This is a genomic window from Vibrio sp. R10-SG-ISO4, assembly GCF_059834135.1.
Genome location: NZ_JCBDHJ010000002.1, coordinates 41,135 through 55,333 on the forward strand (window position 1 = coordinate 41,135; position 14,199 = coordinate 55,333).

General features: G+C 49.9%; 10 protein-coding genes. 8 read left to right on the forward strand and 2 right to left on the reverse strand.

Annotation, left to right across the window (positions count from 1 at the left end):
- Positions 1-25: 25 nt before the first annotated feature.
- The 6 genes from rlmD to AC6R03_RS01210 all read left to right on the forward strand — a co-directional run bounded on the left by rlmD (position 26) and on the right by AC6R03_RS01210 (position 9,487).
- Entirely contained in the window at positions 26-1,345 is a 1,320-nt protein-coding gene (gene rlmD / locus AC6R03_RS01185) for a 23S rRNA (uracil(1939)-C(5))-methyltransferase RlmD (protein ID WP_500631810.1), read from the forward strand.
- A gap of 50 nt (positions 1,346-1,395) precedes the next feature.
- Positions 1,396-3,615: a GTP diphosphokinase gene (gene relA / locus AC6R03_RS01190; RefSeq protein WP_500628645.1), complete on the forward strand. Its 2,220-nt coding sequence runs from the start codon at positions 1,396-1,398 to the stop codon at positions 3,613-3,615.
- Between the two features lie 101 nt (positions 3,616-3,716).
- Positions 3,717-4,526 (forward strand): nucleoside triphosphate pyrophosphohydrolase, encoded by an 810-nt coding sequence (mazG, locus tag AC6R03_RS01195; protein ID WP_500631809.1) that lies wholly within the window; start codon positions 3,717-3,719, stop codon positions 4,524-4,526.
- A 172-nt stretch (positions 4,527-4,698) separates the two neighbouring features.
- On the forward strand, positions 4,699-6,339 hold the full coding sequence (gene pyrG / locus AC6R03_RS01200; RefSeq protein ID WP_334554207.1) for a CTP synthase: 1,641 nt from the start codon (positions 4,699-4,701) through the stop codon (positions 6,337-6,339).
- A gap of 82 nt (positions 6,340-6,421) precedes the next feature.
- Positions 6,422-7,723 carry a phosphopyruvate hydratase gene (gene eno / locus AC6R03_RS01205; RefSeq protein WP_334554209.1) on the forward strand — a complete coding sequence of 434 codons (1,302 nt, stop codon included), beginning with the start codon at positions 6,422-6,424 and terminating at the stop codon, positions 7,721-7,723.
- A gap of 390 nt (positions 7,724-8,113) precedes the next feature.
- Entirely contained in the window at positions 8,114-9,487 is a 1,374-nt protein-coding gene (locus tag AC6R03_RS01210; RefSeq protein ID WP_500631808.1) for an L-cystine transporter, read from the forward strand.
- Positions 9,488-9,569: 82 nt separating this feature from the next.
- Here the strand turns inward: AC6R03_RS01210 and AC6R03_RS01215 are convergent, their stop codons facing one another.
- Positions 9,570-10,817: a multifunctional CCA addition/repair protein gene (locus AC6R03_RS01215; RefSeq protein WP_500631807.1), complete on the reverse strand. Its 1,248-nt coding sequence runs from the start codon at positions 10,815-10,817 to the stop codon at positions 9,570-9,572.
- Between the two features lie 116 nt (positions 10,818-10,933).
- Between AC6R03_RS01215 and AC6R03_RS01220 the strand changes: the two genes are divergently transcribed.
- On the forward strand, positions 10,934-12,589 hold the full coding sequence (locus AC6R03_RS01220; protein ID WP_500631806.1) for an ExeA family protein: 1,656 nt from the start codon (positions 10,934-10,936) through the stop codon (positions 12,587-12,589).
- Positions 12,589-13,356: a general secretion pathway protein GspB gene (locus AC6R03_RS01225; protein WP_500631805.1), complete on the forward strand. Its 768-nt coding sequence runs from the start codon at positions 12,589-12,591 to the stop codon at positions 13,354-13,356. The genes AC6R03_RS01220 and AC6R03_RS01225 overlap by 1 nt, the downstream gene beginning before the upstream one ends.
- Before the next feature lie 84 nt (positions 13,357-13,440).
- On the opposite strand, the gene AC6R03_RS01230 is transcribed toward AC6R03_RS01225, so the two are convergent.
- A complete protein-coding gene (locus AC6R03_RS01230; protein ID WP_334554218.1) occupies positions 13,441-14,052 on the reverse strand; it encodes a TIGR04211 family SH3 domain-containing protein in 612 nt (203 codons plus the stop codon).
- Positions 14,053-14,199 lie beyond the last annotated feature (147 nt).

A 14,199-nucleotide genomic window follows, 5' to 3' on the forward strand; every position in this document is an offset into this window, starting at 1 on the left:
GTTGACTGCGAAATAGGCACGGCACATGGCGCGTTTCTTCCAACCTAAAAAGAAAACTCAACTCAATACTAAGCATCAATCTGTTCTGGTCGAGAAACTCGATCACCACGGTGCGGGCATGGCATACCAAAATAAAAAGCCGATTTTTATTGAAGGCGCTCTGCCTAAAGAAGAGGTATTGATTCAACTGACGGAAAGCAAAGCCAAGTACGCGCGTGCCAAATTGATCAAAGTTCTCACGCCTAGCCCAGAGCGTATTGCGCCATTTTGCCCGCATTATGACATGTGTGGCGGCTGTAACATGCAGCACCTCTCTAACGCCGATCAACAAGCGCATAAATCGCGCACCTTGGCGCAGTTGATGCGCAAATTCAGCGGACAGGATGCAGCGCTCTCAGCGCTGATTTCTGGGGATGAGCAAGGCTATCGCCGCCGCGCGCGCATCAGTATCAAGTGGGATAAAAAGCAGCGTCAGTTACAGTTTGGTTTTCGTAAAAAACAGAGCCAAGAGATCATCACACTGACCGATTGCCCAGTATTGACGCCAGAGCTGAGCGCGTTAATGGCGCCGCTGTATGCCTTGTTGTCGGAGTTCAGTCAGCCAGAGCACCTTGGCCATGTGGAGTTGGTGAAGGGAGACAACGTCAATATTCTGGTTGTAAGACATCTCAAGCCGCTGGCCGAGAGTGAAGAGGCGGCGTTGATCGCCTTTGCGACCACTCACCACATCACGCTTTACCTGATGCCGGAAAGTCATCAGTTGAAGTTGGTGAAGGGCGAGGCAGGGGTCTACCAAGAAGCAGGCGTGACTATTGCGTTTGAACCAAATAACTTTATTCAGGTCAATCAGAAGGTCAACGCGCAAATGGTCCAACAGGCAATGGCGTGGCTAACGTTGAGCGACAGCGATCGTGTGTTGGATCTGTTTTGCGGTCTAGGCAACTTTAGCTTGCCAATCGCTAAGCAGGTTGCGCATGTGGTTGGTGTTGAAGGTGTGGAGGCGATGGTTGAGAAAGCGGCGAACAATGCGGCGCTTAATCAACTCTCCAATGTCGAGTTTTTCCAAGCGAATTTGGAGCTGCCCATCGCAAATAACGCCTGGGCGGGCGAAAAGTTCGATAAAGTGTTGCTCGACCCAGCACGAGCGGGCGCGAGTGGTATCGTAGAACAACTTTCTGCCTTGGGTGCGACTCGTGTCGTTTATGTTTCTTGCAATCCTGCTACCCTAGCAAGGGATTCGCAAAGCCTTCTCGAGCAGGGCTACCAATTAGAAAAACTCGCGATGTTGGATATGTTCCCCCATACCAGCCATTTAGAATCAATGGCGTTATTTGTTAAGGATTAGACCCGCCCGTTGGGCGAGGTTAAAAAAATAAAAAAACTAGGACGATAGAGATGGTTGCGGTAAGAAGCGCACACTTAAATCAAGACGAACAGTTTGAGCTAGAAAAATGGATTGCGAGCCTGAATCAGGACGCAAAAATTGCCCAGCGCTTAAAAGAAGTGTACCGCCAGTGTGAAAAGGTACTTGAGGGTAATGAACAAGGCCCACTGCTGCTATGGCGTGGCCGTGAAATGATCGAAATTTTAATCACGCTGTCGATGGACAAAGCCACCTTAGTGGCGGCGCTGCTGTTTCCGCTCGTCTCGGCTGGTGCCTACGCGCGTGATGCCTTTGAAGAAGACTTTGGCAAAGAAACCATCAAACTGATTGATGGCGTAGAAGAGATGGCGGCACTTGGCCAGCTCAACATCACCATGGAAGGCAGCGCTGCATCGGCGCAGGTGGACAATGTCCGCCGAATGCTACTGGCGATGGTTGATGACTTTCGCTGCGTAATCATTAAGTTAGCTGAGCGAATCTGCAACCTCATTGAAGTAAAGAAAGCGCCCGATGAAGTGCGCCGCGCTGCAGCGAAAGAGTGTGCGAATATCTACGCACCACTGGCCAACCGTTTGGGTATCGGTCAGTTGAAGTGGGAAATTGAAGACTACGCCTTTCGTTACCAGCAACCGGAAACCTACAAACAGATTGCGAAGCAGCTCTCTGAGCGACGCATTGTCCGTGAGCAGTACATCAAAGATTTTGTCGATGATCTCTCCGATGAAATGAAAGAGGCGGGCATCAACGCGGAAGTGAGCGGGCGTCCCAAGCACATCTATAGCATCTGGCGCAAAATGCAGAAGAAAAATTTGGCGTTCGATGAGCTGTTTGACGTGCGCGCAGTGCGCATCATCGCCGATAAACTGCAAGACTGTTACGCCGCACTGGGGATGGTGCACACCAAATACAAACACCTGCCCAGTGAGTTTGATGACTATGTCGCAAACCCAAAACCGAATGGCTACCAATCCATTCACACCGTAATTCTCGGCCCAGAAGGCAAGACCATCGAGATTCAGATCCGCACCAAGCAGATGCACGAAGATTCTGAACTTGGCGTGGCCGCGCACTGGAAATACAAAGAGGGCGGCGCTGGTCGCAGTGGGTACGATGAGAAAATTACCTGGCTACGCAAACTGCTTGATTGGCAAGAGGAGATGTCCGACTCGGGTGAGATGTTGGATGAAGTGCGCAGCCAAGTGTTTGATGACCGCGTCTATGCCTTTACTCCGCGTGGCGATGTCGTCGACTTACCGATGGGCGCGACTCCGCTCGATTTTGCTTACCACATTCACTCAGAAGTGGGGCATCGCTGTATTGGTGCCAAAGTAGCGGGCCGTATCGTACCTTTTACCCATAAATTGTCGATGGGCGATCAAGTGGAGATCATTACCGCTAAAGAGCCCAACCCATCGCGCGACTGGTTAAACCCGTCGATGGGGTTTGTGACCTCAGGGCGAGCACGCGCGAAGATCAATGCTTGGTTCCGCAAGCAGTCTCGTGAGAAAAACCTCGAGGCGGGGCGCGAGATTCTCGAGGTGGAACTGGCGAAAATTGGTGCGACGTTAAAAGACGCCGAGCGTTACTCGCTGAAGCGCTTCAACGTTAACTCGACCGATGAACTGTTTGTTGGGGTGGGCAGTGGTGATTTGCGGATTAACCAGATCATTAATCATATCAATGCGTTGGTGAACAAGCCCACCGCTGAAGAAGAAGACAAGCAAGCACTAGAAAAGCTCCAAGAAGCAGAGCACAAAGCGCCGGCTCAGAGCCGCCCTAAGAAGGATGCGGTTGTGGTCGAAGGGGTCGACAACTTGATGACTCACCTCGCTCGATGCTGTCAGCCAATCCCGGGCGATGAAATCTGCGGTTATATCACCCAGGGCCGTGGCATTTCAGTACATCGCGCCGATTGTGAGCAGCTTGATGAGTTAAGGCACCATGCACCAGAACGTATTATTGATACCGTTTGGGGCAGCGGTTTTGTGGGCTCCTACATTCTCACCGTCCGTGTTGAGGCGATGGAGCGCGGTGGGCTGTTAAAAGACATCACTACGCTGTTTGCTAATGAGAAAATCAAAGTGACCAGCATGAAGAATCGCGTCGACTACCGTAAACAGTTATCGATCATGGATTTTGATCTTGAAGTGAACAACATCGAGGTGTTATCACGGGTGATCAAACGTGTGGAACAGATCCGAGACGTGATGAGCGTTAAACGTTTGGGCTAACCGGAATCCGTAGCAATTATTGACAATGCGCGTTAAGCGCGACCAACAGTTCGAAGGTGAGTGGTTATGCTGCTCACCTTTTCATTTTGTGAGGGAGAGGCATGAGTCATCCAATTGAACAATTAGAGCAAATCATGGCCAAGCTGCGTGATCCAGAACACGGCTGCCCATGGGATTTAAAGCAGTCTTTCGACACCATAGTGCCGCACACCATTGAAGAAACCTATGAAGTGGTGGATGCGATTCACAACCGCGATTGGACCAATCTAAAAGAAGAGCTTGGCGATCTGTTGTTCCAGGTGATTTTCTACAGTCAACTGGCTAAAGAGCAGCAATTGTTTGATTTTTCTGAGGTGGTCGACACAGTGAATGAAAAACTCACGCGCCGTCACCCGCATGTCTTTGGTCAAGCGGAGTTTGCCAGCGACGAGGAAATTAACGCCAATTGGGAGGCGGAAAAAGCCAAAGAGAAAGCGCAACTAGGCAAAAATGAACAAAGTATCCTAGACTCAATACCAGCTTCTCTACCGGCGCTTTCTCGTGCTACAAAAATTCAGAAAAAGTGCGCCAAAGTGGGTTTTGATTGGGACACTTTAGGACCCGTGGTGGATAAAGTACGCGAGGAGGTCGATGAAGTCGTCGCGGAAGCGGTCCAAGTCTCGGTGCAAGATGACAAGGTCGAGATGGAGCTCGGTGATTTGCTGTTTGCGGTGGTGAATCTTGCTCGTCACCTCGGTCATGACCCAGAATCGGCATTGAGTAAGGCGAATCTTAAGTTTGTGCGTCGCTTTAAAGGCGTAGAATCACGCGTTGCGGCGCAGAATAAGACGCTAGAACAGTTACCCTTAGAGGCGCTTGATGCTCTGTGGGATGAAGTAAAAGCGGCGGAAAAAAATACTCGCTCAGAGTAATCACGCGAATTCGTCTGAGTACAGTCAGCCGTCGTGTGAATTTGATTTGAAGCAAAAAAGAAAAAATCACAGTGTGATAGATTTCACGTTGTGGCGGTTAGGGTCTTCTGGTATATTTTCGTCCCGTCCAGAAGAATTCCATTTCCCTCATTCAACCAATTTCAGGTTAAACATGACGACAAATTACATTTTTGTTACTGGCGGGGTTGTATCCTCTCTAGGTAAAGGTATTGCAGCTGCATCTCTAGCCGCTATTCTAGAAGCTCGTGGTCTTAAAGTGACCATGATGAAGCTTGACCCTTACATCAACGTTGACCCGGGCACCATGAGCCCAACTCAGCACGGTGAAGTGTTCGTCACGGAAGATGGCGCAGAGACCGACCTAGATCTTGGTCACTATGAGCGTTTCATTCGCACCAAGATGACTAAGCGCAATAACTTTACTGCCGGTCGTGTTTACGCAGACGTGCTTCGCAAAGAGCGTCGTGGTGACTACCTAGGTGCCACCATTCAAGTTATCCCTCACATCACTAACGCCATCAAAGACCGTGTTATTGCCGGTTCTGAAGGGCACGATGTGGCTATCGTTGAAGTTGGTGGTACGGTCGGTGACATCGAGTCATTGCCGTTTATGGAAGCGATTCGTCAGCTTGCTGTTGAACTCGGCCGTGAACGTGCGATGTTCATGCACTTGACGCTAGTCCCTTACCTTGCTGCGGCGGGTGAAGTGAAAACCAAGCCGACTCAGCACTCAGTGAAAGAGCTGCTCTCTATCGGTATCCAACCTGATATTCTGGTTTGTCGTAGCGATCGCATGATCCCAGCGAACGAGCGTAAGAAAATTGCCCTTTTCTGTAACGTTCCTGAGAAAGCGGTGATTTCGATGAAGGATGTGGATTCGATCTACAAGATCCCTCAACTGATCAAATCGCAAGGTCTTGATGATCTTGTGTGTGCACGTTTTGGTATCGACGCTCCAGAAGCAGACCTGTCTGAATGGGAGCAGGTTATCTATGAAGAAGCGAACCCAACGGGCGAAGTGACCATCGGTATGATCGGTAAATACATCGAACTGCCGGACGCGTACAAATCAGTCAACGAAGCGCTTAAGCATGCTGGCTTGAAAAACCGCTTGAACGTCACCATTAAATACGTAGATTCACAAGATGTTGAGACTAAAGGAGTTGAAGTGCTTGCCGGTCTTGACGCTATTCTAGTACCGGGCGGTTTTGGTGACCGTGGTATCGAAGGTAAGATTCGCGCAGCGCAATACGCGCGTGAAAACAATGTCCCTTACCTTGGTATCTGTCTTGGTATGCAAGTCGCGTTGATTGAATACGCTCGTAACGTTGCGGGCATGGAAGGCGCGCATTCAACAGAATTTAATAAAGAGACGAAATACCCTGTGGTAGGCTTGATCACTGAGTGGGTCGACGGTGAAGGTAAAGTTGAAGAACGTACCGAAACGTCGGATCTTGGTGGTACTATGCGTCTTGGCTCTCAGCTATGTCACTTAGAGAAAGGAACTAAGGCTCGCGAGCTATACGGTAGCGCGACGATTCATGAACGTCACCGTCACCGTTACGAAGTGAACAACGTCCTTCGACCACAAATTGAAAAAGCGGGCTTGAAGGTCTCTGGTCTTTCTGCAGACAAGAAGCTGGTGGAAATGATTGAAAACCCAGCGCACCCATGGTTCGTTGCGGCTCAGTTCCACCCAGAATTCACATCGACGCCTCGTGATGGTCACCCATTATTCGCAGGTTTCGTGAAAGCCGCTGGTCAGCACTCACGCGGCGAGTTTGAGAAGTAAGTAAAAAGGATACGGGCGGCGGCGAAGGTTGTGCTGCTGCCTTTTAAATTTGACATTTATATTTGAACGAGAGGAAACATTAATGTCTAAGATCGTTAAAGTTCTAGGTCGTGAAATCATCGACTCACGTGGTAACCCAACTGTAGAAGCTGAAGTACACCTAGAAGGCGGTTTCGTAGGTATGGCTGCTGCTCCATCTGGCGCATCTACTGGTTCTCGCGAAGCTCTTGAGCTACGTGACGGTGACAAAGCACGTTTCCTAGGTAAAGGTGTTCTTAAAGCTGTTGAAGCAGTAAACGGCGAAATCGCAACTGCTCTAACAGGTAAAGACGCGAAAGACCAAGCGGCTATCGACGCAATCATGATCGAGCTAGACGGCACTGAGAACAAATCTAAGTTCGGTGCAAACGCAATCCTAGCGGTTTCTCTAGCGAACGCTAAAGCTGCTGCAGCAGCGAAAGGCATGCCTCTATACGAGCACATCGCTGAGCTAAACGGTACTGCTGGTCAGTTCTCTATGCCTCTACCAATGATGAACATCATCAACGGTGGTGAGCACGCAGACAACAACGTTGACATCCAAGAGTTCATGATCCAACCAGTTGGCGCTAAGACTCTAAAAGAAGGTCTACGTATCGGTGCTGAAGTATTCCACAACCTAGCTAAAGTTCTTAAGTCTAAAGGCTACAGCACTGCAGTGGGTGACGAAGGTGGTTTCGCTCCAAACCTTAAGTCTAACGCTGAAGCGCTAGAAGTGATCGCAGAAGCGGTTGCAGCGGCAGGTTACGAACTAGGTAAAGACGTAACTCTAGCTATGGACTGTGCTGCATCTGAGTTCTTCGACAAAGAAGCTGGCATCTACAACATGAAAGGCGAAGGTAAAACCTTCACTTCTGAAGAGTTCAACCACTACCTAGCTGAGCTAGCAAGCAAGTTCCCAATCGTTTCTATCGAAGATGGTCTAGACGAGTCTGACTGGACTGGCTTCAAGCACCAAACTGAACTACTAGGTGACAAGCTTCAACTAGTAGGTGACGATCTATTCGTTACTAACACTAAGATCCTTGCTGAAGGTATCGAGAAAGGCGTAGCTAACTCTATCCTTATCAAGTTCAACCAAATCGGTTCTCTAACTGAGACTCTAGCTGCAATCAAGATGGCTAAAGACGCAGGTTACACAGCTGTAATCTCTCACCGCAGCGGCGAAACTGAAGATGCAACTATCGCTGATCTAGCGGTAGGTACTGCTGCAGGTCAAATCAAGACGGGTTCTATGAGCCGTTCTGACCGTGTTGCTAAGTACAACCAGCTAATCCGTATCGAGGAAGCGCTAGGTGAGCGTGCACCTTTCAACGGTCTTAAAGAAGTAAAAGGCCAAGCTTAATTCTTTATTGAATAAGGTCTAGCTTTAAAGCTCTTTAGAAACGCTCCACTTCGGTGGAGCGTTTTTTTTTGGAAACGCTCGGTGAGCGTGCACCTCCATATTTCAAGGAAGCGGTCTTAAAGAAGTAAAAGGTCAAGCTTAATTCTTTATTGATTAAGGCTTAGCTTTAACGCTTTTTGGAAACGCTCCCTTCGGTGGAGCGTTTTTGTTTTTCTATCCACAATATCAATGATATTTACGACCTGTTTACATCATTGCTCATTATGCACTCAGTTCTATAACTAAAGTATCTAGATAATGGAAATTGAGTATTTTCTATTTTGCCAACAAACCGTTACCGTATTTGTCTTACATTATTCAAATAACAACGTTGGTTAAAAAGGAAACATCATGAGTGTCGCAGTGATTGCAAATTTAGTGGTATTTGCAGCGCTTCTTTTCTTCTTGAATCTTCAGCAAAGAAAAGGCGCAACACTATCAAGACAAGTGCTGATTGGATTGGTGCTAGGTAGTGGATTTGGTTTAGCGTTACAGCTGATTTACGGTGAAGGTAGCCTAGCGATTGGTGCGAGCCTAGACTGGATCAATGTGGTTGGCCGCGGTTATGTTGGTTTGCTGCAAATGGTCATCATGCCTTTGGTACTGGTCTCAATGTTTGCGGCGGTAGTGAAGCTTGAGAACTCGGCCTCCCTTGGCAAAATTAGTGGCTTAACCATTGGCGTGCTGCTGTTTACCACCGCGATTTCTGCTTTGATTGGTATTGCAGTGACGCAAGGCTTTGGTCTTTCTGCGGAAGGCTTAACAGAAGGTTCGCGTGAAGCGGCGCGTCTGTCTGCCTTAGAAGGTCGAATGGATCGTGTCAGTGACCTGACGATTCCCCAGATGTTAGTCAGCTTTATTCCAACCAACCCCTTTGCTGATCTGACGGGTGCGCGTTCGACCTCGATTATCGCCGTGGTGATCTTCGGTATCCTTTCTGGCGTTGCCGCGCGTAAGGTGATGTTGGAAAAAACCGAACTGGCGGCGCCGATTCGTACCTTTGTTGAAGCTGTGCAATCCATTGTCATGCGCCTAGTGAAAATGATCATGGCTCTGACGCCTTACGGTATTGCCGCTTTGATGGCCAAAGTGGTCGCGACCTCAAGTGCGAGTGATATTCTTAATCTGCTGGGCTTTATCATCGCCTCTTACTTTGCGATTGCGTTGATGTTCCTTGTGCATGGTGTGTTGGTCTCTTTTGTTGGCGTGAGCCCGAAAGAGTACTTCACTAAGATCTGGCCAGTATTGACCTTTGCTTTCACGTCACGCAGCTCGGCAGCGACCATTCCATTGAACGTTGAAGCGCAAATCAGCAAATTAAAAGTGCCGCCTGCGATTGCCAACTTATCCGCCTCATTTGGTGCCACTATTGGTCAAAATGGTTGTGCGGGTATCTATCCGGCGATGTTGGCTGTGATGGTCGCGCCGACGGTTGGTATCAACCCAATGGACATCAACTTTATCCTGTCGTTGGTGGCGATCATTACTATTAGCTCATTCGGTATTGCTGGTGTAGGTGGCGGCGCGACCTTTGCTGCACTGATTGTGTTGCCTGCGATGGGGCTGCCGGTAACAATTGCTGCACTATTGATCTCGATTGAGCCGTTGATTGATATGGCACGTACAGCGCTCAATGTCTCAGGCGCGATGACAGCCGGTACGATTACCAGTCGCTTGTTAAAACAGAAAGCGGATGAGCGGGAACTCAATGAGCAAAGCGCATAACCGTTACTCTGTGTAGAGTGGAAAGCCTAAGCCTTGTTGCTTAGGCTTTTTTCGTTTCGGTGACGATTTTTCTTTTAAGCATCTACTCTTCGTTTTGGTCACTAGAGAGACGCTTCGCTTTGCTTTGGGCAATCGCTTCGACGCGGCGTTGATTGAGCGCTTGGCGAATCTCTGCACCTTGATAACCAGCGGCAATGATGTCTTTGACTTCAACGCTCAGCGCCGCTTGGTAGGCTTGTTCGAACCATAGTTTTTGTGGATAGGGTGCGGTCTCAAAGCCTTTTCTTCCCTGGCTATCTGCCATGCAGCAGAGCAGGATATCGTCTAATCGTTCAGGCTTTCGCCAGACGTCAAAGGTATCGAGCACTTTGAGTAGCGTTGCCGGCTTGAGCTCAGCGGCGCGATGAATATTGGAGTGGTATTGGCAGACGAGCAACGCCAAGTCGCGGTATTCATTGGGAATCTTTACCCGCTCACATAGATCTCTAATCAACTTGAGTCCGGTATGACAGTGCAGTTTATGACTCGGCCACTCATTTTTTGGCGTGACCCCTTTGCCGAGGTCATGCACTTGAGCGGCAAAACGCACGCTTGCAGAAGGCGACAAGCGCGCCGCACGCTCAGCGACCATTAGCGTGTGGATACCAGTATCGATTTCTGGGTGCCATTGCTCTGGTTGCGGTACGCCAAATAGAGCGTCTAGTTCGGGCAGCACGACTGCGAGCGCACCGCATTCGCGCAGTACGGAAAGAAAAATGTGCGGGTTCTCTGTGGTGAGCGACTTTTGCCACTCCAGCCAGATTCGCTCAGGGGTAAGTTGAGACAGTTCTCCCGACTCGGCAATGGAGCGCATCAAACCGAGCGTCTCTTGAGCAACCTCAAAGCCTAAATGATGGAGTTTTGCTGCGAATCGAGCAACTCTTAACACGCGCAGCGGATCTTCCACAAACGCCTCTGAGACATGACGAAGTTGGCGCAGTTCGATGTCGTTTAGACCACCGTAGGGATCAATCAGCTGTCCCTCACTGTCTTGCGCGATGGCGTTAATGGTCAAATCGCGGCGGCGTAAATCCTCTTCGAGCGTGACATCCGGTGCGAAGTAGCAATCAAAGCCAGTGTAGCCCGCACCGGTTTTCCGCTCTGTACGCGCAAGCGCGTACTCTTGCTTCGTCTTGGGGTGCAGAAAGACAGGGAACTCTTTACCCACGGGGGTGTAGCCTTGCGCGATAAGATCATCGGGTGTGGCCCCAACGATCACCCAATCCTGATCGTAAACGTCAATATTGAGCAGGTGATCGCGTACCGCGCCACCGACAAGGTATCGTTTCATGGCCACTCCTTCTCATTTTAAAACATAGCCGTTGGCTAATTGGGTGTGCAATGGTACTTTTCTTATCAACAAATGCCCAGCAACAAATAGTCGCCACCCACCCAGAGACGAGATGCATGTACAAACACCATTTTGCTTTTCATGAGCTCCCTTTCTCGATTGTGCCTAGCTCTCGTTTTCTCTATCTCAGCCAGCGTCACAAGGAAGCGATCTTTCGCCTTACCTCTGGTTTAGGGGAAGGGGGCGGTTTTGCCATGTTAACCGGAGAAGTGGGGACGGGCAAAACCACAGTAGCCAAGGCGATGTTGGATGATTTGGATGCGATCGTCGATCAAGGACGCCTGCAAGCCGGTTTTATACTCAACCCAACCTTTTCCGAATCAGAGTTGCTAGAAGCCATCTGTGATGAGTTCTCCATTGCCTATTCTCATGACGCCTCACTGAAGCAATTGAGTCAGGCCATCCACCAGTTTTTAATTGAGAGTTACGCGCAAGGTCGACAAACCTTGTTGGTGATTGATGAAGCTCAGCACCTCAGTGCGCAAGTGCTTGAGCAGCTGCGCCTATTGACCAACCTTGAAACCGAGCAGCACAAGCTATTGAAAGTGTTATTAATTGGTCAGCCTGAGTTACAGCAAAAATTGCAAATGCCGATCTTGCGTCAGTTGGCGCAAAGGATCACGGGCCGCTACCATTTGCTCCCTCTAGACGGTGCCGAAACCGCGAACTATGTTCGTCATCGGCTGACACTCGCCGGCGGCGATCCTGATCTTTTCTCTTCGCGCTCGCTCAAGTGGATCGCCACACAAACGCAAGGGATCCCAAGGTTGATCAACTTGGTGTGTGACGCGGCGCTGCGTCATGCCTACTCGAGCGGTGAGCTAAAGCCTAGCCATGACAGTGTGCAGCGTGCCTGTGATGAGGTGATGAGCTTCCAGCCTTCGTTTCAAGTCACTCGCCCTCGTCATTCGACAAGAGCATCAGGTGCACCTTATTGGTTTGCGGCTGCAATAGGTATCGCGTTGAGTGTTGTGGGTTATCAAAGTGCGGCGCTTTGGGCTGATGATCTGATTATGCAGCAAGTCGCCCGCAGTCACCCTATCCAGCACCGTGAACCGACGATCAACCACGTGCTGCCAGATAAGCTGAAAACGGCACTCGACTCCGCTATCAATCTTGAGCAAGGTTTGGCGAACTTGTATCGCGTCTGGGGCTACCAGGCGTCCGTGTTGGATAAGCTCTGTTTGGAGAATGAGCAAAGCGTGTTTCAATGCCAACTGACTCAAGGGGATTTAGCCACTTTGGTGCAAGCCAATCGCCCAGTGCTGCTCACGTTGGGGGAGGCAGACTCCCCACGTTATGTGGTGTTGTATCAACTCGATTCAGATCACGCAACGCTGTTGCTTGACGGGCAGTTGTACACCTTGCCCAGCGCCGAACTTGAGAGGCGTTGGAATGGCGAGTATCGACATATTTGGCGGCGCTATTGGGGAGGCACGCTCAAGCCTGGCATGGAAGGGAAGGCCATTGCCGCGCTCGACGCTCATCTCTCCTCAATCCTTGCTCAGCCTTCAACACAAAGTGCACGCTTTGATGAGGCGCTAGAGCAAAAAGTGAGATTGTTCCAACGTTGGCAGGGGCTCACGGTTGATGGGATTGCTGGCTCGAAAACGCTGCGTAAAATTGAGCAGATGAGTCTGCATGAGTCCCCGAGGTTGGATACCCGGATGGTCATGGCTAGTCACAGCGCGGATGCGCAGGAGAACCGCTGATGTCACAAATGATGAGAGCTTTGAAGGCGTCCCAGCATCGCTATCAAGCGGCATCTGCACCTGATGATGTCAACAACTCGCCGATAGAGAGCGTTGCAACGCGCCCAAGTATGATGATCATCAGCTTGCTGATATTGCTGCCTGCCTCGCTAGGAGTAGGGTTGGGTGTTGAGCGTCACTACCGTCAAGTGGAAGCCGACTGGCTCCTCAAGCAAACGGCGTCGCCTAGTGTCATTGAGCGCCCTGTCGAGTTCAGCGTTACCCCTTGGCGAGACGAGCAGGCGTTAGCCATGACGCATGAACTCACCCTTTATGATGAACAAGCAGTGCCGAGCTACTCTCGTAGCAATGAGGCCGAGGATAGCCAACTGATGTATACACAGCCGGTATATCGCCAATCTAAAGTACAGGCTTCGCCTCAACCTTTCATCGATGACTTAGATCTCTCTCAGTTATCGCCCGAGTTAGCCCTTCGCGTGCAAAGTGCCCTCAAACCGTCGTCAACACCCACTCCGACGTCGAATGTCAGTCAACTCGCGCAGCAAGGTCTCAAGTGGACGGGGCAGTTACCCGCGCTCAATTTCCAAACTCATGTCTATTCAAGCAAGCAAGATAAACGCTGGGTTAAGGTCAATGGTGTCGAGTATCAAGAGGGAGACTGGATCGCAACCGGGGTTCAACTGGTTTCAATTGAACCGCAGCACTGTATGGTGAGTTTCTCGGGTGAGAGGATTGAAATCCCAGCCTTGTATGATTGGCAAGGGTAGCCCTAGGGCTAGTGTAAAAAACAGAGGGAAAAGAAAAGGTCGCATTGGCGACCTTTTCGTTATCTTGGTTAGGGGGGTAGGGGATTACGCCCAGCCCGATGGTGAACGCTTTCTGCGCGGGATAATGTGCGGCAGAATCAAACCCAACAGCAAGCCAATGCCAGCCACGCCACCGCCGTACATAAAGTACTTGAGCAGCAAGTCGTCTTTTTGGGTGTCAAGCTGTGCTCTTAGCTTGCGTACCTCTTCTTGAGAAGCCGTCAGTTGCTGACTCATCTCACTGTATCCGCTTTCTAGGTCGGCGATTTGGCGGTTGCGTGTTTCAAGAGAATCGACCAAGCCCGCTTTTTCTTGATCAGAGTTTGCGCGCGCGTTGGCAAGCTTCTCTTTCACTTCTGCCAGCTCTTTTTCTACGCGAGGTAAGCGCAGTGTCACGCTCTCTTGTGAGGTCACGAAACGGCTTTCGACCCATCCTCGGCGTCCTTTCGAGTCTTGGATGTGACTGTAACCGGAATCTTTATTGGACTCGATAAACGTCACTTTTTCGCCCGCATCGACACTGCCAATAATACGAAATTGATTACTTGGTCCTGAGTGCATGTAAGTAAACAATTGATCAGAGATGTAGCGGTCTTGAGCAAACGCGGCAGGGGCCGCCACAATCGATGCCAAAAGCAGGTAAACCCATTTTTTCACGGTAAATCCTTTAACAGTTTTTTGTGTCTAATTTTTACTAGGGCAAATAGTAAGAATTTTCTAGGGGCTTCGCAACAAAGAAGGGAGGCTGAGCCTCCCTTTCTGCGGTATTGAGTCAATAATGACAGTGTATTAACAGAAGTAAGA

What these genes read in the sequence shown, in the direction of transcription:
- AC6R03_RS01215 (WP_500631807.1), bottom strand. Translation starts at nt 10,817, where the DNA reads ATGAAACGATACCTTGTCGGTGGCGCGGTACGCGATCACCTGCTCAAT.
- relA (WP_500628645.1), top strand. Translation starts at nt 1,396, where the DNA reads ATGGTTGCGGTAAGAAGCGCACACTTAAATCAAGACGAACAGTTTGAG.
- AC6R03_RS01220 (WP_500631806.1), top strand. Translation starts at nt 10,934, where the DNA reads ATGTACAAACACCATTTTGCTTTTCATGAGCTCCCTTTCTCGATTGTG.
- AC6R03_RS01210 (WP_500631808.1), top strand. Translation starts at nt 8,114, where the DNA reads ATGAGTGTCGCAGTGATTGCAAATTTAGTGGTATTTGCAGCGCTTCTT.
- AC6R03_RS01225 (WP_500631805.1), top strand. Translation starts at nt 12,589, where the DNA reads ATGTCACAAATGATGAGAGCTTTGAAGGCGTCCCAGCATCGCTATCAA.
- eno (WP_334554209.1), top strand. Translation starts at nt 6,422, where the DNA reads ATGTCTAAGATCGTTAAAGTTCTAGGTCGTGAAATCATCGACTCACGT.
- mazG (WP_500631809.1), top strand. Translation starts at nt 3,717, where the DNA reads ATGAGTCATCCAATTGAACAATTAGAGCAAATCATGGCCAAGCTGCGT.
- rlmD (WP_500631810.1), top strand. Translation starts at nt 26, where the DNA reads ATGGCGCGTTTCTTCCAACCTAAAAAGAAAACTCAACTCAATACTAAG.
- pyrG (WP_334554207.1), top strand. Translation starts at nt 4,699, where the DNA reads ATGACGACAAATTACATTTTTGTTACTGGCGGGGTTGTATCCTCTCTA.